Genomic DNA, 19,195 nt, shown 5'->3' with positions numbered 1-19,195 from the left:
CATCCGGGTGCGCGTAACGGACAGAACCGCTCTAGCTGAACTGTTCGCGGTACTGCACGGGGGTCAGGCCGAGTTTTTCAGCGAACAACAGGCGCATGTGCCGCACACTGCCAAAACCGCTCTTGTAGGCCACGGTTTTCAAAGGCAGATCACTGGTTTCCAGCAGATTTCGTGCGCAGTCGATGCGTGCACTTTGCAGGAACTCCATGGGTGTCATATTGATGTCGCGGGCAAAAATCCGCGCAAAGTGCCGCGCGCTCATGTTGGCCAACCCAGCCATGCGCTCGACGCTGAAAGCTTCGTCGAGGTGCTCCAGCACGTAATTCTGTACTCGGGTGACCGGTGTTTCCAGAGGGGCGACCGCTGCCATCAAAGGGCTGAACTGAGCCTGTCCGCCCTGACGCTTCATCACCACCAGCAACACTTTGGCGACGTCCTGGGCCAGCTTCTTGCCGTGATCCTGGGCGACCAATGCCAGCGCCATGTCGATGCCGGCCGTGACCCCGCCTGAGGTGATGAGATTGCGATCCTCGATGAAAATCTGATCGGTTGCGACGCTAGCCTTCGGAAAAGCCTTGATCAGGCGTTCGGTGTAGTTCCAGTGGGTAGTCACCCGATAGCCGTCGAGCAACCCCGCATGTCCGAGTACGAAGGCGCCAGTGCAGATCGAACCGTATCGCTCGGCACAGGGTACGGCTGCTTTCAGCCAGGCAAGCAGCGCCGGGTGTCTTTCGTTGTAAGCCCCTGGCCCTCCCGGCACCAGCAGCAAATCGTAGCGCTCAGGGGCGTCTTCTATATGCCGGTCGGTGTGTACCAGCACACCATTGGATGCCCGCAACGGGCCGCGCTCGGTGCCAAGAGTGGTCAGTTGATAGTGCAACTCCGGTTTCAAATAGCGATTGGCCACCGAAAACACCTCCAGCGGCCCAGCCATATCGAGCAGAAGAAAGTCGGGGAACAACACCATTGCCACGGTTTTCATGAGGTAAACATCACTGATAAAGAAAGGTAAACGGACAAGACAGGCTGAGCATTATGGCCAACTGCGGCGCAGTCGTCGGAAAAAAATACGTGATCGACCGCACACAACTGTCAACCAAAACAGGACAGTATTTCAATTTTCATCTACTTATTGCCTTGAAGAGTAAACAGTAACCTTCTCCTCACTCGGACGAATTCACGTCCCCCAAGGAGATTTCATCATGCTGACTCTTCGCAAAGCCTCCGATCGTGGCCTCGCCAATCATGGCTGGTTGAAGTCGTTCCACACCTTTTCCTTTGCCAGCTACCGCGATCCGCGTGAACAGGGTTTTTCCGACCTGCTGGTGATCAACGATGACCGCGTTGCCGCCGGCAAGGGTTTCGGCCAACACCCGCATCGCGACATGGAGATCTTTTCCTACGTGCTTGAAGGTGCGCTGGAGCATAAAGACACCCTGGGTACAGGCTCGGTAATCCGCCCAGGCGACGTACAACTGATGAGCGCCGGCAGCGGCGTGGCGCACAGTGAGTTCAACCATTCGGCCACCAAGCCTGTGCACTTCCTGCAAATCTGGATTGTGCCGGACGTCGGCGGCGCCAAACCGCGCTACCAGCAGGAGCACTTCAGCGCGCAGAAAAAACGCGGTCGTCTGCAACTGATCATCTCGCCGGAGGGTAGCGATGGTTCGCTGACAGTGCGCCAGGATGCGCGGGTCTATGCCGGACTGTTCGACGGCAAAGAGAGTGCCACCCTGAAGCTGCAAGCCAACCGTTACGCCTACGTGCATGTGGCACGCGGTAGCGTCGAACTCAATGACCAGTTGTTGCAGGAAGGTGACGGCGTGCGGGTTCGCGAGGAACAGGCGCTGACCTTGAGCAACGGCGTGGATGCCGAGGTATTGGTGTTTGATCTGCGGCCTCAGGAATTGCCGCAAATGCCATGAGGCAGGGTTTCAACGCCCACAAGAACGGCCTTCATTTGAAGGCCGTTCTTTATTGTGGCGTGATCGGTAATGGCGACACGGCAGGTTTAGGCGGATGGGTGTCCTTGCCTGCTTGAACCGCCGACAAAGTCGTTTGAATCGCTACATAGACGTTGGCTTGATTGGCGTAGTAAGTCGCCACGACTATGCCGACGATCCCGAGAAAATACACAGCGGTTGAAGCCCAATAATTCGCCTTGATCGTAGAGGCCTGTCGGACCGCCTCTTTTGACTCTAGAGCGATCTGCTGCACATTTGCAGAAATGGAGTTGTAGCGGTCGAGCAGCGCCTTGTCTCGCTCGAGCTGAACATCCAGAAACCCCTCGATTTTCGCCGACACAGATTCGACCCGAGCATCCATCCTTGCCTCAATGGTCTCGATCCTGGCGTTGAATTCTTCACGACTGATAGCGTTCATGGCTTGAGTGTTATGCCCTTTGCTCATTGTGATGGTGCTTTGATATTGCTCAAATTCCCTGGCGTTCAATCCGATCCCCTTCCTTGGGTTACCGATACCTTCCCTGGCGCATCACTCACAAGCGAATTTTCTGTTGCTGCGAGACACATCAACAATAGGGCCGGCGTTCCAAGCCCACAAGCCGGCGCATTCCTCTGTGGATGTAGGGCGTTTCGTCAGACGACGTAGCTTCTCCAAAGCGCTTTAAGCCGTCACTCATTCTCCAGCGCAAATGCCTCGACAATCTGCTCAATCACTGCCCGAACCCGCGCGGTATGGCGCAAGTCCGCGTGGGTCACCAGCCACACCTCATACGGTTGCGGACGATTGCGCTCCGGCCAAAGCCTGATCAGGCCGTCACGCTCGCCCATATACACCGGGATTTCTCCTACACCCAGACCCGCCGCAATCGAGCGGCGCACCAACAGACTGGAACTCAGGCTGGCGACAATCCGCCCGCGATGCAGCGGTTCGGAAACCAGCGTCATGTCTTTGTTCGTCTGCAAATACGGCTGGTAGACCACCAGGTCATGGCCTTCGAACGCCGTGCCCTGCGGTGGAGCGCCCTTGGCGTCGATATACGCCTGTGACGCAAACAATCCCACCGGCCAGCGGGCAATCCGCCGGGCGATGAGGTCCGGGTTGTCAGGCCGGGTGTTGCGCACGGCGATATCCGCCTCGCGCTTGGCCAGGCTGAGGATCTGCGTGGAGGCATCCAGTTGCACGCGCACGTCCGGGTGTTGCTCGTGCAGACGGGCGATGGCCGGGATCAGGAAGTCGATGGCCAGCGAATCGGTGGTGCTGACGCGCACGATACCGGTCAGGCGATCATCCAGCCCCTGAATCTGCCGCTCCAGCTCCAGTGCCGAGTGCTCCATTTTCTCAACGCTTTGGAACGCCGCTTCGCCGACCGCCGTCAGCGCATAACCGTCGGACGTGCGCAGGAACAACGTCGCGCTCAGGGACTTCTCCAGCGCCGTGATCCGTCGCCCGACGGTGGCCTGATCCACGCCCAGTACCCGCGCCGCGCCGCGTAATGTCGACTCCCGACATACCGCGAGAAAAACCCGTGCATCATCCCAATTCATCCTGTCCCCACCCGATGCAAATCTGCATCACTATAACGCTAAATCGCTGCATTAACGCAGCAAAGATAGCCGATATGCTGAGCGCCATAAACCTTCCTCAGGATTGCTGTCATGCGTACATCAACCTCAGCGTTACCGATCTTCGCGGGACTCAGCGCCAGCCTGGTCAGCATCGGCCTGGCGCGTTTTGCCTATACACCGCTGATTCCATCACTGATTCAGGCGCAGTGGTTTTCCGCCCACGATGTGGTCTACCTCGGCGCGGCCAACCTGGTCGGCTACCTGATTGGCGCCCTGCTCGGCCGACCGATAGCGCGGCACCTCGGCAATAAAAACGCCCTGCGGCTAATGATGCTGCTGGTCACCGCCGCGTTTTTTGCCTGTGCGTTTCCGATATCAGTCAGTTGGTTCTTTGGCTGGCGTTTGCTCTCGGGGATTACGGGTGGCGCGATCATGGTGCTGGTGGCGGCGACCGTACTGCCTCATGTGCCAGCGTCCCGCAAAGGGCTGGCCAGTGGAGCGATTTTTCTGGGCATCGGTCTGGGGATTGCCGGTTCCGGGACAATCGTGCCGCCGCTGTTGAGCCTGGGCCTGCAAGCCACCTGGTTGGGGCTGGGCGGATTGTCGTTGTTGCTGACGGCACTGAGCTGGTTTGGCTGGCCTTCCGATTTACCGCACCCGACTGCGACCCACGAGGTTGCGGCCGTTGAGCCAACGCCGCCCGCCGTCTATCTGCTGTTCGCCCAGTACGCGTTTATGGCCGCAGGTTTGGTGCCGGCCATGGTGTTCCTGGTGGATTACGTGGCTCGCGGGCTCGGTGCCGGGGCGCATATTGGCGCACTGGTGTGGGTCATGTATGGCCTGGGTGCAATCGTCGGGCCGGTGAGTTATGGCTTTCTGGCGGATCGGCTTGGCGCACGGATGGGCATCCGACTGGTATTGGTGGTGCAGGCGATTGCGCTGGGCCTGTTGGCGATTTCCCAATCCTTTATGGCGCTGGCCGTGCTGGCAGTGATTATCGGTTCATTCCCACCCGGCATCGTGCCACTGGCCCTGGCTCGCGTGCATGAGTTGGTGCCGAATCATCATCGCCAACAAATCGCCTGGAGCCGCGCCACCGTATCGTTTGCCACGTTTCAGGCGCTGGCCGGGTTTGCCTATTCGGCGTTGTTCAATGCCACGGGCGGCCATCATGCATTGCTGTTCGTGATCGCTGCCGGCGCGATTGCAGTGGCGCTTTTGCTGGAGCAGGCCCTGAAATGGCTGCCCTCTTCGACTGAACAACGCTGCTGCGCAAATTGAAGGGAATCATTGCCTGCGGGCCGTGCTCCGATCTACAGAACCTCTAGCAACAGGAATCGACATGTCCTTACCCAACGAAATGACCCGAATCGAAATCACTGAACCCGGCGGCCCTGATGTCCTGCAAGCCAAACGCGTGCCGCTACCGGTGGCCGCAGCAGGTGAAGTGCTGATCCGTGTGCATGCCGCCGGAATCAACCGCCCGGACGCCTTGCAGCGTGCCGGCAAATATCCGATGAAGCCCGGCATGAACCCGATTCCCGGCCTGGAAGTCGCGGGTGAAGTGGTGGCGCTCGGCGCTGGAGTCAGCCAGTTTGCCGTGGGCGACAAGGTTTGTGCGCTGACCAATGGCGGCGGGTATGCCGAATATTGCACAGTCCCGGCGGGCCAGACGTTGCCAATCCCCGATGGCCTCGACTGGGTGCAGGCCGCCGCGATCCCGGAAACCTTCTTTACCGTATGGGCCAATCTGTTCAGCCTCGGCGGCGCCAGCCGGGGGCAACGTGTATTGATTCATGGCGGCACCAGCGGCATCGGTACCACTGCTCTGATGCTCTGCCGCGAATTCGGCATCGAAGCCTTCGCCACCGCCGGCAGCCCTGAAAAATGTGCGGCGATTCGTGAATTGGGTGGCGAGGCGATCAACTATCGCGATCAAAATTTTGCTGAAGTCGTCGCCGAAAAAACTGCTGGCCAGGGTGTGAATGTGATTCTCGACATCATGGGCGGCTCGTACTTCAACGGTAACGTTAGCGCCCTTGCGATGGACGGGCGGTTGGTAATGCTCGGTTTTCTGGGCGGCGCCAAGGCCAACGACGTGGACCTGCTGGCAATCCTCGGCAAACGCGCGGTGGTCACCGGGTCGCTGCTGCGCGCACGAACCACTGCGGAGAAAGCCGCCATCGCCGACGCATTGCGCGAGCACGTTTGGCCAGCACTGAACGCCGGACGCTGCCTGCCGATGATCGACAAGGTTTACTCACTCTCCGACGCGGCGCAGGCCCATGCGCACATGGAAGCCGGCGACCATATCGGCAAGATTGTGCTGCGGGTCGACTGAGCCGTTGCAGCATTTTGTAATCGTTGCGCATGCACGGTGGTCGAAAATATCGCGCGCAGACCGAGGCATCTGGTAAAAAGCGTTCTTTGTCTGCGCCGTGGTGAAACGTTTAATGTTCCTTTCCTTCATGACTCGTCTGCGCCGTCGCCGCTTGGCGTTTGCCTGCATGGCCGCCTTGATTATCGGCGTGCCGACGAGTTGTGCCGTGCTGGAACATACCGAACGCAAACTGCTGTTTCGCATCGAACCGGGCACGGCCGGCTGGTATCGCGGCCTGCCCGGCAGCGTGCAGGAACTCGATCTGCAACCGAAGAGTTTCAAGGCCGGGCAAAACATTCATGCCTGGTGGTGGCCGGCGGAAAAAGCCAACGCACCGGCGATTCTCTATCTGCACGGCGTGCGCTGGAACCTCACCGGGCAGTTGTTCCGCATCGAGCAATTGCGCGCGGCGGGCTACTCGGTACTGGCCATCGATTACCGGGGGTTCGGTAAGAGCAAGGGTGATCTGCCATCGGAAAGTAGCGTTTACGAAGATGCCCGGGTGGCCTGGGAGCGTTTCAAACTGCTGCAACCGGATCCACAAAAACGCCTGATTTACGGTCATTCCCTGGGCGGCGCTGTGGCGATCGATCTGGCGGCCGAACTCGGTCAGGACGCCACCCTCAATCACTCGCCGCTACCGGTGCGCGGTCTGGTGATCGAGTCGACGTTCACGTCGCTGGCGGACGTCGCTGCCGCCGTGGCCAACACCTCGCTACCGGTGCGCTGGCTGCTGTCGCAGAAATTCGATTCCGTCGACAAGATCGCCGATATTCATATGCCGCTGTTGGTGGTGCATGGTCTGGCAGATGCTTTTGTGCCGTCGCGCTTCAGTGAGCAACTGTTCAACGCCGCGCAACAACCCAAGCGCCTGCTGCTGGTACCGGGCGCCACGCACAACAACAGCATGGCGCTGGGCGGACAGAATTATCGCAAGGCAATCGATGCGTTGATGCAGACCAAACCTGCTCCGCGGATTGCCGGGCCAGCGGCGCTGCGCAGCGCACGGGACTCTTAGCGATAGCCACGGGCCTGCAAATCGAACAGTTGGGCGTAATGCCCTGCAACGGCGATCAGATCTTCGTGGCCGCCCTGCTCGAGTATCCGGCCCTGCTCCAAGACAATGATGTGATCAGCATTGCGCACACTGGAAAAACGGTGCGAGATCAGCAAGGTCATGCGCCCTTCAGTGTGTTGGCTGAAATGCTCGAACACTGCCGCCTCTGCCGCCGGGTCAAGGGCTGACGTCGGTTCGTCGAGGATCAGGACGTCGGCATCACGCCGCATATAGGCCCGGGACAAGGCAATTTTCTGCCATTGCCCGCCGGACAACTCCTGACCACCGGCAAACCAACGTCCCAGTTGTGTCGCATAACCACGGTCAAGGGCTTCAATAAAGGGCGCTGCCATGCCTTCAGCTGCGGCCTCTTTCCAGCGCTGTTGATCGTTGAACGCAAGCGTGTCGCCGACGCCGATATTTTCTCCAACGCTGAACTGGTAGCGGATGTAATCCTGGAAAATCACGCCAATGCGCTGCCGTAACGTGGTTTCCTCCCAATCCTGCAAATCGCTGCCATCAAGCAGAATCCGCCCTTGATCGGGACGGTAGAGCCGGGTCAGCAACTTGATCAGCGTGGTCTTGCCTGAGCCGTTTTCCCCGACCAGCGCCATGCTCTTGCCCGGCACCAGATGCAAGTCAATGCCTTCCAGTGCCGCACGACTTGCACCGGGGTAACGGAAACCGACGTTTTCGAAGCGCAACCCATCGCCCGGTCGTGCGCCGGCAGTCAGGTGACCGCTGTCGGCGAGAACCGGCTCGGCCAGGTATTCATAAAGACTCGTGAGGTACAGGCCATCTTCGTACAAACCACTGATTGCGCTCAGACTGCTACTGACTGCACTTTGCCCCTGTTTGAACAGCACCAGGTACATGGTCATCTGACCCAGGCTGATATTGCCATGCACCGCATCGATCACCACCCAGGCGTACGCCACGTAAAACGCCGCCGTGCCCAGCAAGCCGAGACCGAACCCCCAACTATCGCGACGTAACGTCAGTCGCCGGTCTTCGGCATAGAGTTTGGCGAAGGTGTCGCGATAGCGTTGCAACAGCAGCGGAGCGAAACCGAAGAGCTTGACCTCTTTGATGTAGGCCTCGTGGGACAGCAGCGTTTCGATGTAACTCTGCTGGCGACTCTCCGGCGCGCGACGGGTGAACAGCCGAAAAGCATCACCGGAAAAATGCGCCTCGGCGAAGAACACCGGCAACGCACCGATAACCAGCAGCACCAATGCCCACGGGGAAAAATGCACCAGCAGCACACCGAAGCTGATCAGCATGATCAGGTTCTGGATCAGCCCCAGCGACTTCATGACCAACGCCAGTGGCCGTGTCGAGGCTTCGCGACGCACACGCACCAGTTTGTCGTAGAACTCAGAGTTCTCGAACTGCACCAATGACAGGGTCTGAGCTTTCTCCAGAATCAACGTGTTGACCTTCTGCCCCAACTGCACCCGCAACAACGACTGCTGCACCGACAACGCCCGTTGTGTAGCGGACAGCAACGCCAGTACACCCGCCTCCAGCAGCACATAACGCAACACCGGCCATAACGGCGCATCACCCTGCTGCGCGTGCAACTGCATGGCTGCGACCACTGCATCGACAATCCGCTGCCCCAACCATGCCGCGAGTGCCGGTAGCACACCTGCAATCAATGTCGCCAGCACCAAGCCCAGAAACAACCCGCGCGACGTCCCCCAAACCAATCGCAAGGCGCGTTGCGCTTGGTCGAGCAACGAAGTGACGCGGGAAAAAGCAGGCATAGGACATTGAGCTCGGCAGGTGAATAGAGCGCGACATGGTACTCCGCTGCTCCTGCTACGACTTCTTCAAGGTATTAAAAAGCCCAACCTGAAAAGGTTGGGCTGATGACTTAATTGCAATCAATCAAAGGCACCATTGAGCACTTCATAGATAAGCCCCGTGGCGAGAGCGACCAGAATCAAATCCGTACCCGCCTGCTGCCATTCGTAGCCGTCATAGCGCGGGAGGTGGCCAAGCAGGCGATTGTCGAGTTTTTTCGCGATACCCGGCGGCAGCGGCTTGCCGCGCGCCAGGTTTTTCTGGATGCCCGGAGGCAGCGCAGGGCCTGGGCTCCAGTAGTCGCGATAGCCGCCAATCACACCGATCACATTACCTCGGTCGACAGCCGGGCCATGACTCCAATCGTCACGCCCCGCATTTTTGCCTTTGTTCCCTTGGCCCTGGCCCTGGGAATTGTGAGGATTGCCTTTACCGTTGCCCTGCCCTTTGCCGTTACCGGGATCGGCCAGCGCCACCGACGAGCCGGCAGCCAAAACAAGTGACATCAAACCTGCAACCCATCGAGTTGATCTGAACATATCCGTACTCTCAGACAGTGGGATCATCCACTGAACTGTAGACCGCGATTGGCCAATTGGTTCTGGATGTCGAGTAGTCCCCGTCTATCGCTGGGCCAGTTCATGTCGCACGCACTGCTCGTAGTAGGTCTGCTTGACCGCCGCCGGTTTAAGCTTTGAGCTGCTGTTGTAGGTCTGTTCGGTAATCCCCATTGCAGTCATGCGCATCCATGGCTGCTGAAATCGACGTACCTGCAACTGTTTACGCGCGCCATACAAAGACATCCCTGAGAGCTTGGATCGCTGCGCTCCTGCGGCGATATCAGAGCCCCAGGTACAGGCGAAACGATGGCTTTTGCTTAACTCTTTTGCCTGTACTCCCGAGGCAAAGACAGCCAGGGAAAGCGTTGCAACGGCTATGACAATCGTCCGCATATAGCCAACCTAACCTTTTGAAAAAAGGCGAGTTTGACGATGAAAGGACAACTCGGGGGCCAGCAATTTGCCGCTTTTGGACAATATCTGGCGACAACTCGCCAAGCCAAAGGCTCAGCCAAATGACGCGGGTTGCAAGTCGGTAATTACTACCACTCGTCCATCGCCGCGCACCTTTTCCCGACTCACAATTCCAATGCAGTACATCCAATCGCGTGGAGGCTTAGATGATGAACAAGAAAATCATGGCGGTATCGTTTGCCGGTCTGTTGCTCATCGGGCCGGCATGCGGCTTGGCAACCGAGAAAACCAGCGCTGACTCCGCCGCGTCACCCAATGCCCTGCCGGGCGTCAATCAATCGAAAAGCTCGCGCGCCAATGATGAGAAGGCGAACAAAAAGGGAGAGGAATCTTCAGGGGGAAATGCGGGTGCGCAAGCCCATGAAACGGAAAAAGATGCGGCGACGTCGAGTGACTCGGAAGATATCGAGAAAAAGCCCAATCAGTAATCGCCTAACAGCATGACTTACATCGAGTCTTTCCCCATTAGCGACTAGCGAAGCCTGGTGCGACGGCAATATGATGCCGCCACTGGAATCCCATGAAGGGTAACCAGAGGAATATCTATTCAAGGAATGCACATGAAAGACTTCGTTATCAGCGTCAACAACACCGTTCTCTACATTGCACTGGCAGTCATCTGGATTGCTGCACTGGTAATGCTGAGCCAGAGTTTTCTCGCAGCTATCAGCACCTTCGTCATCGGCACTTTGAGCTGGTGCATCATCTCTGGTTTCTGGTTCGTTCAATCCGCGACCTACGAAGAGCTTCGCAAGCTAAACGCAAAAAATAGCTGATTTATCGAGAACGCTCGACTTCGCGGCGCCGACGGAGAAATATCGGGCAACCGCAATCCATTTGCGCAGCCCGTCTTGATAATGTGAGTTAGCAGCGGATTTGGCACCGAGCAGGACCTTGTAAGAGATTCCGAGCTGACCGCTAGGAGCCGCGGCCGACGGATCTTTCGAGGGTTCAGCGGCACTCAATCGGTGCCAACTACCTGCAAAATGGTTTGTCACCAAAACAGCAAGAAATCGGGTGAATTTGCGGTCTGTTTGGCACTGCGGTTTGGGCCCAAAAACGTCGAATTTGGAGGTATGAATAAGGCTCTCGGACGCGATGGTGTGATTCCAAATCGGCCCCTGGGCCTTGTGATCAAAGGGTCTTTAGGAGGCCCACAGCCCATCAGCAATCAATTCGAATAGATGAGCCCTCCCCGCGCTCTGTTCCGTTTCCCTAGCGCACAATCGGAAGTCCGGCTTTCGCTGCTTCCGTTTGTTTTCAAAGGCACGGCCCGCGTGACGTACAGCCTGTTTCGATGATTTGGGATGGTGACCTTTAAGAACGAAGAATCGGAACTGAGCTTCCAGGGTTTAGCGCCGCGGAGCCGGTGAGGAAAAACGCCCTAATCGCCCGGAAACAGGGCTTTTGGCAAGGCTATCTGACATGCGAAAAAGCTGAGAAAGAAGATAAATATCAAACAGGATTGGTGCCAAAGACAGCGCAAAAAAGGGCCAAAAACGGCATGAACTCACAAGCAGACGCTCGACAAAAGCAACAGCTAGCAGGGAGTGCTTTGAAATGCACCGCATACGTACTAGCAAAATGCTCATAGCTGAGACTTAAGTCAATCGCAATTGGCAACCAATTGGCAACCATAAGCCTGTGACAATGAGAAAACGCGAAAAATAAAGATGCATAAAAAATCCAACCACCGCTAAGTGGTTGGATTTTCTGGAGTTATATGGTCGGGACGGAGTGATTCGAACACTCGACCCCTAGCACCCCATGCTAGTGCGCTACCGGACTGCGCTACGCCCCGACTGGTTTTGCAACTCGCTCTTCACATCGAAGAACGCTCAAGAATATATCGCAAGCTTTTGAAAACTGGAAGTATTCAAACGCTGCTTTTTATTTCTTGAGTACCACCAGAACATCTTCGAGCTCAGCGATCATCTGGCGGATCATTTGCTTGTATTGGGTGGTGTCGTCTTTGGCTTCATCGCCGGACAAACGCAAGCGTGCGCCGCCGATGGTGAACCCTTGGTCGTAAAGGAGCGCGCGGATCTGCCGGATCATCAGCACATCCTGGCGCTGATAATACCGGCGGTTTCCGCGGCGTTTGACGGGGTTGAGTTGAGGAAACTCCTGCTCCCAATAGCGCAGCACGTGTGGCTTTACGGCACACAGCTCGCTGACTTCACCGATGGTGAAGTAGCGTTTGCCCGGGATGACGGGTAGTTCGTCGTTATGACTTGGTTCCAGCATAAGCCTCAACTCGGGCTTTCAACTTCTGCCCTGGACGAAAGGTGACCACACGGCGAGCCGTGATCGGGATTTCTTCCCCCGTTTTCGGGTTGCGGCCAGGCCGCTGGCGCTTGTCCCGAAGGTCAAAGTTGCCGAAACCGGACAATTTGACCTGCTCGTTGTCTTCAAGAGCGTGCCTGATTTCCTCGAAAAACAGTTCTACCAATTCCTTGGCTTCCCGCTTGTTCAGGCCCAGCTCTTCATACAGACGTTCCGCCATCTCAGCTTTCGTCAAAGCCCCCATACGTCACTTCCTTAACGTGGCGTTCAACCTTTGTTCGAGCGAGGTGAGGATATTTTGCGTCGTCGAATTCACCTCATCGTCATTAAGAGTGCGCGATGGATGCTGCCAGGTCAAGCCAACTGCAAGGCTTTTTCTATCAGGATCAATACCTTTACCCTGATATACGTCAAACAGCCTGAGATCTGTGAGCCATTCGCCTGCATTTTCACGGATTACGTCCAATACAGCCGAGGCTGCAACGTCTTTGTGCGCAATCAATGCAAGGTCACGACGCACTTCAGGAAAGCGCGACAACTCGTGGAATTTCGGCATTTTACCGAGTGCCACTTCAGCCAGAACCAGCTCGAAAACGAAAACCGGACGATCGAGGCCGAGGGATTTCGACAATTCAGGATGAATAGCGCCGATAAAGCCGACTTCTCGCCCTTCCCGCTCAATGCGTGCGGTTTGACCCGGATGCAGCGCCGGGTGTTTGCCCGGGGCGAAAGTGAACGAATCCAGAGCACCGGCGAAACCCAGTACGGCTTCTACGTCAGCTTTGACGTCGAAGAAATCGACCGTGTCGCGACCTTGCGCCCAACCTTCCGGCAGACGGCTACCGCAAACAACACCGGAGAGCATCGGCTCTTGCTTCAGGCCTTCCAGTTGACCGACAAAGCGCAGGCCACTTTCGAACAGACGCACGCGATCCTGTTGACGGTTCAGGTTGTGCTGCAACGCCTTGACCAGACCCGGCCACAGCGACGAGCGCATGGCAGCCATGTCGTTGGAGATCGGGTTAGCCAGCAACAGCGGCTCGACGCCCGGGTTGAACAGTTCGAACTGCTTTGGATCGATGAAGCTGTAAGTGATCGCTTCCTGATAACCACGAGCCACCAGCAGACGGCGCAGTTCAGGCAGATCGCTACGTGCTTCGGCCTTGGCTTGCGGCGCCAGGCGCGCTTGCGGGTAACGAACCGGCAGACGGTTGTAGCCGTACAAACGGGCCAATTCTTCGATCAAGTCGACTTCCAGACTGATGTCGAACCGATGACTTGGCACTTCAACGCGCCACTGCCCTGCTCCGTCGGCGGAAATATTCAGGCCGAGGCCGTTGAGCAGGCGCTCGACCTGTACCGAATCCATTTCCATGCCCAGCATTTGGGTGATGCGCTGCGCACGCAGAGTAATCGGGGCAATCGACGGCAAGTGCTGCTCGCTGACCGTCTCGATGATCGGACCGGCTTCACCACCAGTGATTTCCAGCAGCAAGCCAGTAGCGCGCTCCATGGCTTCACGGGCCAGTTGCCAGTCCACGCCACGCTCATAGCGGTGCGAAGCATCGGTGTGCAGGCCATACGAACGAGCCTTGCCGGCGACAGCGATCTGATCGAAGAACGCACTTTCAAGAAACACATCGCGAGTAGTCGCGGATACACCGCTGTGCTCGCCACCCATCACACCGGCAATCGCCAGGGCACGTGTGTGGTCGGCAATCACCAGCGTATCGCTACGCAGGCTAACTTCCTGGCCGTCGAGCAATACCAGCTTCTCGCCCTCTTCCGCCATGCGCACACGGATGCCGCCATTGATTTCGGCGAGGTCGAAGGCGTGCAGCGGTTGACCCAGTTCGAGCATCACGTAGTTGGTGATGTCGACAGCAGCGTCGATGCTGCGCACGTCGGCGCGACGCAGACGCTCAACCATCCACAGCGGTGTTGGCTTGGACAGATCAACGTTGCGAATGACACGACCCAAGTAACGCGGGCACGCGGCTGGCGCCAGCACTTCTACCGAACGCACGTCGTCATGCACGGCAGCAACGGCAAGCACCACTGGACGGGTGACCGGAGCGGCGTACAACGCGCCAACTTCACGGGCCAGACCAGCCAGCGACAAGCAGTCGCCACGGTTCGGGGTCAGGTCGACCTCGATGCTGGCGTCTTCCAGATCCAGATACACGCGGAAATCTTCGCCCACCGGCGCGTCAGCCGGCAGTTCCATCAGACCGTCATTGCCTTCACCGACCTGTAGTTCGGCTTGCGAGCACAACATGCCGTTGGACTCAACGCCGCGCAGCTTGGCCTTCTTGATCTTGAAGTCGCCCGGCAACTCGGCACCGATCATGGCGAATGGAATCTTCAGGCCCGGACGCACATTTGGCGCACCGCACACGACCTGGAAGGTTTCCGCACCATTGCTGACCTGGCACACACGCAATTTGTCGGCATCAGGGTGCTGCTCGGTGCTCAGCACCTCGCCCACTACCACGCCACTGAATACACCGGCGGCCGGGGTCACGCTATCGACCTCAAGACCGGCCATCGACAGACGGGCAACCAGCTCGTCGCGATTTACCTGCGGGCTAACCCAGCCACGCAGCCATTGTTCACTGAATTTCATCCTGCTCTCCTAAGAATTCGTTACGACTAGCGAAATTGCGCGAGGAACCGCAAGTCGTTGTCGAAGAACAGACGCAAGTCGTTCACGCCGTAACGGAGCATGGCCAGACGTTCGACGCCCATGCCGAAGGCAAAGCCGGAGAACTCTTCCGGGTCGATGCCGGACATGCGCAGCACGTTCGGATGAACCATGCCGCAGCCCATCACTTCCAGCCAGCCAGTCTGCTTGCAGACACGGCAGCCTTTACCGCTGCACATCACGCATTCCATGTCGACTTCAGCGGACGGCTCGGTGAACGGGAAGTACGAAGGACGGAAGCGTACGGCCAGTTCTTTCTCGAAGAACACGCGCAGGAATTCTTCGATGGTGCCTTTGAGATCGGCAAAATTGATATCGCGATCAACCAGCAGGCCTTCGACCTGGTGGAACATCGGCGAGTGGGTGATATCGGAGTCGCTGCGGTACACACGGCCTGGGCAGACAATGCGGATCGGCGGCTGTTTCGATTCCATGGTGCGGACCTGGACCGGCGAGGTATGGGTGCGCAGCAGCATGTTGGCGTTGAAATAGAAGGTGTCGTGCATCGACCGGGCCGGGTGATGGCCTGGGATGTTGAGCGCTTCAAAGTTGTGATAGTCGTCTTCGACTTCAGGGCCTTCGGCAATGCCGTAGCCAATTCGAGTGAAGAACTGTTCAACACGTTCCAGAGTCCGGGTAACCGGGTGCAGACCACCGGAGGTCTGGCCACGGCCCGGCAACGTCACGTCAATGGATTCGGCAGACAGTTTGGCGGCCAGCTCGGCCTCTTCAAACAAAGCCATGCGCGCATTGAGAACGCCTGTAACACGTTCCTTGGCAACGTTGATCAGGGCGCCGACTTGCGGACGCTCTTCTGCCGGCAAATTCCCCAGGGTCTTCATCACCTGAGTCAATTCACCCTTTTTGCCAAGGTATTGAACCCGGATTTGCTCCAGGGCATTGATATCTTCAGCGCTTTGCACAGCCTCTAGTGCTTGAGAGACCAGCGCATCCAGGTTTTCCATGTACAGACTCCAGATACAAAATAGGGGAAGAGCTTGAAGGCTCTTCCCCTATTTAAGACGTTTACCACCTGACCCCACGGAAGTGAGGCCGGGTGATTGTCGGGGGTACTTAAGCCAAGGTGGCTTTAGCTTTCTCGACAATCGCAGCAAACACCGCTTTTTCGTTCACTGCCAGATCAGCCAGAACCTTACGGTCGATCTCGATGGACGCTTTTTTCAGGCCAGCGATGAAACGGCTGTAGGACAGACCGTTAACACGAGCACCAGCATTGATACGAGCGATCCACAGAGCGCGGAACTGACGTTTTTTCTGACGACGGTCACGGTAGGCGTATTGGCCAGCCTTGATAACCGCTTGCTTGGCAACACGGAATACGCGCGAACGTGCACCGTAGTAGCCTTTAGCAAGTTTCAGAATTTTCTTGTGGCGCTTACGCGCCATGACGCCACGCTTTACACGAGCCATGAGTTACTTCCTCTATTCTTGACTAAAATTAACGAAGGCGCAGCATGCGCTCGACTTTTGCGACGTCCGACGGATGCAGCAAGCTGCTACCGCGCAGTTGACGCTTACGCTTGGTCGACATTTTAGTCAGGATGTGGCTCTTGAAAGCGTGCTTGTGCTTGATACCGTTAGCAGTTTTCAGAAACCGCTTAGCAGCACCACTTTTAGTTTTCATCTTTGGCATGTTCGGTACTCCGCATTCAGTTGATAAACATAATCAGAAGGCCTGCCGTGCCCTATTGATTACTTCTTCTTTTTCGGGGCGATGACCATGATCAGTTGGCGTCCTTCCATCTTAGGATGCTGTTCGACCGAACCGTACTCGAGCAAGTCACCTTCAACTCGCTTGAGGAGCTCCATCCCCAGCTCCTGGTGGGCCATCTCACGGCCGCGGAATCGCAAGGATACCTTGGCCCTGTCCCCATCACTCAGGAAACGTACCAGGTTGCGCAGTTTTACCTGGTAATCCCCTTCCTCCGTCCCTGGACGAAACTTGATTTCTTTAACCTGAATCTGCTTCTGGTTTTTCTTGGCCGCGGCAACCTGCTTCTTCTTCTCGAAGATCGATTTGCCGTAGTCCATCAGTTTGCAAACAGGGGGTACTGCATCGGCGGAAATTTCCACCAAATCCAGTTTGGCCTCTTCAGCCTTAAGAAGCGCGTCTTCAATTGACACAATCCCAAGCTGTTCACCTTCAGCTCCAATTAACCGAACCTCGCGTGCCGAGATATTCTCGTTGATCGGGGCTTTCGGTGCAGCTCGTTTATCTTGTCTCATTTCACGCTTAATAGTAATTACTCCGAATCTGGGCGACCACGCCGGGAAACCGCTTGCGCGAGAAACTCAGCGAACTGGGCGACGGGCATCGAGCCCAGGTCAGCACCTTCACGAGTACGCACAGCGACAGTCTGCATCTCGACTTCCCTATCTCCGATAACCAAGAGAAAAGGAACCTTGAGCAAAGTATGCTCGCGGATTTTAAAGCCGATCTTTTCATTTCTCAAGTCAGACTTGGCACGAAATCCGCTTTCGTTGAGAGTTTTTTCAACCTCGGCGGCAAAATCGGCCTGTTTGTCAGTGATGTTCATGATCACTGCCTGGGTCGGAGCCAGCCACGCAGGGAATGCCCCTTCGTAGTGCTCGATCAGGATTCCGACGAATCGTTCGAAGGATCCAAGGATCGCCCGGTGCAACATTACCGGGTGCTTGCGACTGTTGTCTTCGGAGACGTATTCGGCTCCCAGACGGATCGGCAGGTTAAAATCGAGCTGCAGGGTACCACACTGCCAGACACGGCCAAGGCAATCTTTGAGCGAGAACTCGATCTTCGGACCGTAGAACGCACCCTCACCTGGCTGCAGATCGTACGCAAGGCCCGCACTATCAAGGGCCGCGGCCAGTGCCGCTTCGGCGCGATCCCACAGTTCATCCGAGCCGACGCGTTTTTCCGGACGAGTGGACAGTTTCATCTCGACATCGGTAAAGCCGAAGTCACGATATACGTCCATTGTCAGCTTGATAAACGCAGCGGATTCAGCCTGCATCTGCTCTTCTGTGCAGAAGATGTGGGCGTCGTCCTGAGTGAACGCGCGCACACGCATGATGCCGTGCAGCGCACCCGACGGCTCGTTACGGTGGCAGGCACCGAACTCTGCCAGACGCATCGGCAGCTCGCGGTAGCTCTTCAGGCCTTGATTGAACACCTGCACGTGGCAAGGGCAGTTCATCGGCTTGATCGCGTAGTCGCGGTTTTCCGACTGAGTAGTGAACATGTTGTCGGCGTAGTTGGCCCAGTGCCCGGATTTCTCCCACAGGCTGCGGTCAACCACTTGCGGCGTCTTGATCTCAAGGTAGCCGTTGTCATGCTGCACTTTGCGCATGTACTGCTCGAGCACCTGGTACAGAGTCCAGCCGTTCGGGTGCCAGAACACCATGCCCGGGGATTCTTCCTGAGTGTGGAACAGACCAAGGCGCTTGCCGATCTTGCGGTGATCGCGCTTCTCGGCTTCTTCGATGCGCTGAATGTAAGCCGCCAACTGCTTTTTGTCCGCCCACGCAGTGCCGTAAACGCGCTGCAACTGCTCGTTCTTGGCGTCGCCGCGCCAGTAGGCGCCGGACAGTTTGGTCAGCTTGAAGGATTTCAGGAAGCGGGTGTTCGGCACATGCGGACCGCGGCACATGTCGACATATTCTTCGTGATAGTACAGACCCATGGCCTGTTCATTCGGCATGTCCTCGACCAGACGCAGCTTGTAGTCTTCGCCGCGCGCCTTGAACACTTCGATCACTTCGGCACGCGGAGTGACTTTCTTGATGACGTCGTAATCTTTCTCGATCAGCTGCTGCATGCGCTGTTCGATGGCCGCCATGTCGTCCGGAGTAAAAGGACGCTCGAAGGCGATGTCGTAATAGAAGCCTTCGTCGATGACCGGCCCGATCACCATTTTGGCAGTCGGGTAGAGCTGCTTGACCGCATGGCCAACCAGATGGGCGCAAGAGTGGCGAATGATCTCCAGCCCCTCTTCATCCTTTGGCGTAATGATTTGCAGCGTAGCGTCGCTGTCGATGATGTCGCTGGCGTCGACCAACTGGCCATTGACCTTGCCGGCCAGAGTGGCTTTGGCCAGACCTGCACCAATGGATGCGGCGACCTCGGCTACGGAAACCGGGTGATCGAATGAACGTTGACTGCCGTCGGGAAGAGTAATAGTTGGCATGGCGCCTCCTCTCCTAGTGGTGACCCCTACCAAAGGTCACGTGGGTTGGGATGAGCCAGTACAAGATCCGATCCAGGCCATTCAATGACGAACGCCTGCCTTACAGCGGCAGGAGCCTTGCGGCCAACCGGAAAACCGAACCAGAGTGACTGGGATTCAAATCAGAATATTCGCACGTTGACCGCCGCCGGGACTGAAAGTCATCCGG

At 57.1% G+C, this 19,195-nt stretch carries 20 protein-coding genes and 1 tRNA gene; 6 read left to right on the top strand and 15 right to left on the bottom strand.

Features of this window, described 5'->3' with window-relative positions; translation table 11 throughout:
• Nucleotides 1-31 precede the first annotated feature (31 nt).
• The gene (locus IAI51_RS02160) at nucleotides 32-982 is read right to left on the bottom strand and encodes a GlxA family transcriptional regulator (protein WP_187676979.1); all 951 of its coding nucleotides are present in this window, start codon (nucleotides 980-982) and stop codon (nucleotides 32-34) included.
• A gap of 220 nt (nucleotides 983-1,202) precedes the next feature.
• Here IAI51_RS02160 and IAI51_RS02155 point away from each other — a divergent pair, with 220 nt between their 5' ends.
• Nucleotides 1,203-1,925, top strand: a complete 723-nt coding sequence (locus IAI51_RS02155) for a pirin family protein (protein ID WP_187676978.1) — start codon at nucleotides 1,203-1,205, stop codon at nucleotides 1,923-1,925.
• Nucleotides 1,926-1,974: 49 nt separating this feature from the next.
• On the opposite strand, the gene IAI51_RS02150 is transcribed toward IAI51_RS02155, so the two are convergent.
• The gene (locus tag IAI51_RS02150; protein ID WP_262410279.1) at nucleotides 1,975-2,451 is read right to left on the bottom strand and encodes a hypothetical protein; all 477 of its coding nucleotides are present in this window, start codon (nucleotides 2,449-2,451) and stop codon (nucleotides 1,975-1,977) included.
• Between the two features lie 182 nt (nucleotides 2,452-2,633).
• A complete protein-coding gene (locus tag IAI51_RS02145) occupies nucleotides 2,634-3,509 on the bottom strand; it encodes a LysR family transcriptional regulator (protein ID WP_187676977.1) in 876 nt (291 codons plus the stop codon).
• A gap of 111 nt (nucleotides 3,510-3,620) precedes the next feature.
• On the opposite strand from IAI51_RS02145, the gene IAI51_RS02140 reads away from it, so the two are divergent.
• The 3 genes from IAI51_RS02140 to IAI51_RS02130 all read left to right on the top strand — a co-directional run bounded on the left by IAI51_RS02140 (nucleotide 3,621) and on the right by IAI51_RS02130 (nucleotide 6,928).
• Entirely contained in the window at nucleotides 3,621-4,811 is a 1,191-nt protein-coding gene (locus IAI51_RS02140) for a YbfB/YjiJ family MFS transporter (RefSeq protein WP_187676976.1), read from the top strand.
• Between the two features lie 61 nt (nucleotides 4,812-4,872).
• The gene (locus IAI51_RS02135; RefSeq protein WP_187676975.1) at nucleotides 4,873-5,871 is read left to right on the top strand and encodes an NAD(P)H-quinone oxidoreductase; all 999 of its coding nucleotides are present in this window, start codon (nucleotides 4,873-4,875) and stop codon (nucleotides 5,869-5,871) included.
• A gap of 112 nt (nucleotides 5,872-5,983) precedes the next feature.
• A complete protein-coding gene (locus tag IAI51_RS02130) occupies nucleotides 5,984-6,928 on the top strand; it encodes an alpha/beta hydrolase (protein WP_187676974.1) in 945 nt (314 codons plus the stop codon).
• Here IAI51_RS02130 and IAI51_RS02125 read toward each other — a convergent pair.
• The 3 genes from IAI51_RS02125 to IAI51_RS02115 form a co-directional block, all read right to left on the bottom strand.
• Nucleotides 6,925-8,736 (bottom strand): ABC transporter ATP-binding protein, encoded by a 1,812-nt coding sequence (locus tag IAI51_RS02125; RefSeq protein ID WP_187676973.1) that lies wholly within the window; start codon nucleotides 8,734-8,736, stop codon nucleotides 6,925-6,927. The two genes, IAI51_RS02130 and IAI51_RS02125, sit on opposite strands and share 4 nt — an antisense overlap.
• A 120-nt stretch (nucleotides 8,737-8,856) precedes the next feature.
• Nucleotides 8,857-9,315, bottom strand: a complete 459-nt coding sequence (locus tag IAI51_RS02120; RefSeq protein WP_187677107.1) for an anti-virulence regulator CigR family protein — start codon at nucleotides 9,313-9,315, stop codon at nucleotides 8,857-8,859.
• A gap of 84 nt (nucleotides 9,316-9,399) precedes the next feature.
• Nucleotides 9,400-9,729 carry a hypothetical protein gene (locus tag IAI51_RS02115; RefSeq protein WP_187676972.1) on the bottom strand — a complete coding sequence of 110 codons (330 nt, stop codon included), beginning with the start codon at nucleotides 9,727-9,729 and terminating at the stop codon, nucleotides 9,400-9,402.
• Between the two features lie 230 nt (nucleotides 9,730-9,959).
• Between IAI51_RS02115 and IAI51_RS02110 the strand changes: the two genes are divergently transcribed.
• Together IAI51_RS02110 and IAI51_RS02105 are read left to right on the top strand one after the other, a co-directional pair.
• Nucleotides 9,960-10,238, top strand: coding sequence for a hypothetical protein (locus IAI51_RS02110; RefSeq protein ID WP_187676971.1), 279 nt, complete (start codon nucleotides 9,960-9,962; stop codon nucleotides 10,236-10,238).
• A 132-nt stretch (nucleotides 10,239-10,370) separates the two neighbouring features.
• Nucleotides 10,371-10,586, top strand: a complete 216-nt coding sequence (locus tag IAI51_RS02105) for a hypothetical protein (RefSeq protein WP_187676970.1) — start codon at nucleotides 10,371-10,373, stop codon at nucleotides 10,584-10,586.
• Between the two features lie 948 nt (nucleotides 10,587-11,534).
• On the opposite strand, the gene IAI51_RS02100 is transcribed toward IAI51_RS02105, so the two are convergent.
• The 9 genes from IAI51_RS02100 to thrS form a co-directional block, all read right to left on the bottom strand.
• Nucleotides 11,535-11,611, bottom strand: a tRNA-Pro gene (locus tag IAI51_RS02100).
• 89 nt (nucleotides 11,612-11,700) lie between these two features.
• Nucleotides 11,701-12,057: a MerR family transcriptional regulator gene (locus tag IAI51_RS02095; protein WP_003179985.1), complete on the bottom strand. Its 357-nt coding sequence runs from the start codon at nucleotides 12,055-12,057 to the stop codon at nucleotides 11,701-11,703.
• Nucleotides 12,038-12,340, bottom strand: coding sequence for an integration host factor subunit alpha (ihfA, locus tag IAI51_RS02090; RefSeq protein ID WP_002553164.1), 303 nt, complete (start codon nucleotides 12,338-12,340; stop codon nucleotides 12,038-12,040). Before ihfA ends, IAI51_RS02095 begins: the two co-directional genes overlap by 20 nt.
• 3 nt (nucleotides 12,341-12,343) lie before the next feature.
• Nucleotides 12,344-14,722 (bottom strand): phenylalanine--tRNA ligase subunit beta, encoded by a 2,379-nt coding sequence (gene pheT / locus IAI51_RS02085; protein WP_187676969.1) that lies wholly within the window; start codon nucleotides 14,720-14,722, stop codon nucleotides 12,344-12,346.
• Nucleotides 14,723-14,748: 26 nt separating this feature from the next.
• Nucleotides 14,749-15,765, bottom strand: a complete 1,017-nt coding sequence (pheS, locus tag IAI51_RS02080) for a phenylalanine--tRNA ligase subunit alpha (protein ID WP_003226365.1) — start codon at nucleotides 15,763-15,765, stop codon at nucleotides 14,749-14,751.
• Nucleotides 15,766-15,874: 109 nt separating this feature from the next.
• The gene (gene rplT / locus IAI51_RS02075; RefSeq protein ID WP_042558693.1) at nucleotides 15,875-16,231 is read right to left on the bottom strand and encodes a 50S ribosomal protein L20; all 357 of its coding nucleotides are present in this window, start codon (nucleotides 16,229-16,231) and stop codon (nucleotides 15,875-15,877) included.
• Nucleotides 16,232-16,259: 28 nt separating this feature from the next.
• On the bottom strand, nucleotides 16,260-16,454 hold the full coding sequence (gene rpmI / locus IAI51_RS02070; protein ID WP_002553160.1) for a 50S ribosomal protein L35: 195 nt from the start codon (nucleotides 16,452-16,454) through the stop codon (nucleotides 16,260-16,262).
• A 59-nt stretch (nucleotides 16,455-16,513) separates the two neighbouring features.
• Nucleotides 16,514-17,065 (bottom strand): translation initiation factor IF-3, encoded by a 552-nt coding sequence (gene infC / locus IAI51_RS02065; protein ID WP_176469887.1) that lies wholly within the window; start codon nucleotides 17,063-17,065, stop codon nucleotides 16,514-16,516.
• Nucleotides 17,065-18,987, bottom strand: coding sequence for a threonine--tRNA ligase (thrS, locus tag IAI51_RS02060; RefSeq protein WP_187676968.1), 1,923 nt, complete (start codon nucleotides 18,985-18,987; stop codon nucleotides 17,065-17,067). The genes infC and thrS overlap by 1 nt, the downstream gene beginning before the upstream one ends.
• Nucleotides 18,988-19,195 lie beyond the last annotated feature (208 nt).

Origin of the sequence: Pseudomonas sp. N40(2020), from assembly GCF_014472415.1 — a bacterium.
Taxonomy (GTDB): Bacteria; Pseudomonadota; Gammaproteobacteria; order Pseudomonadales; family Pseudomonadaceae; genus Aquipseudomonas.
Note: the sequence above shows the minus strand (reverse complement) of the source record. Positions and strands in the feature narration are given on the sequence as shown.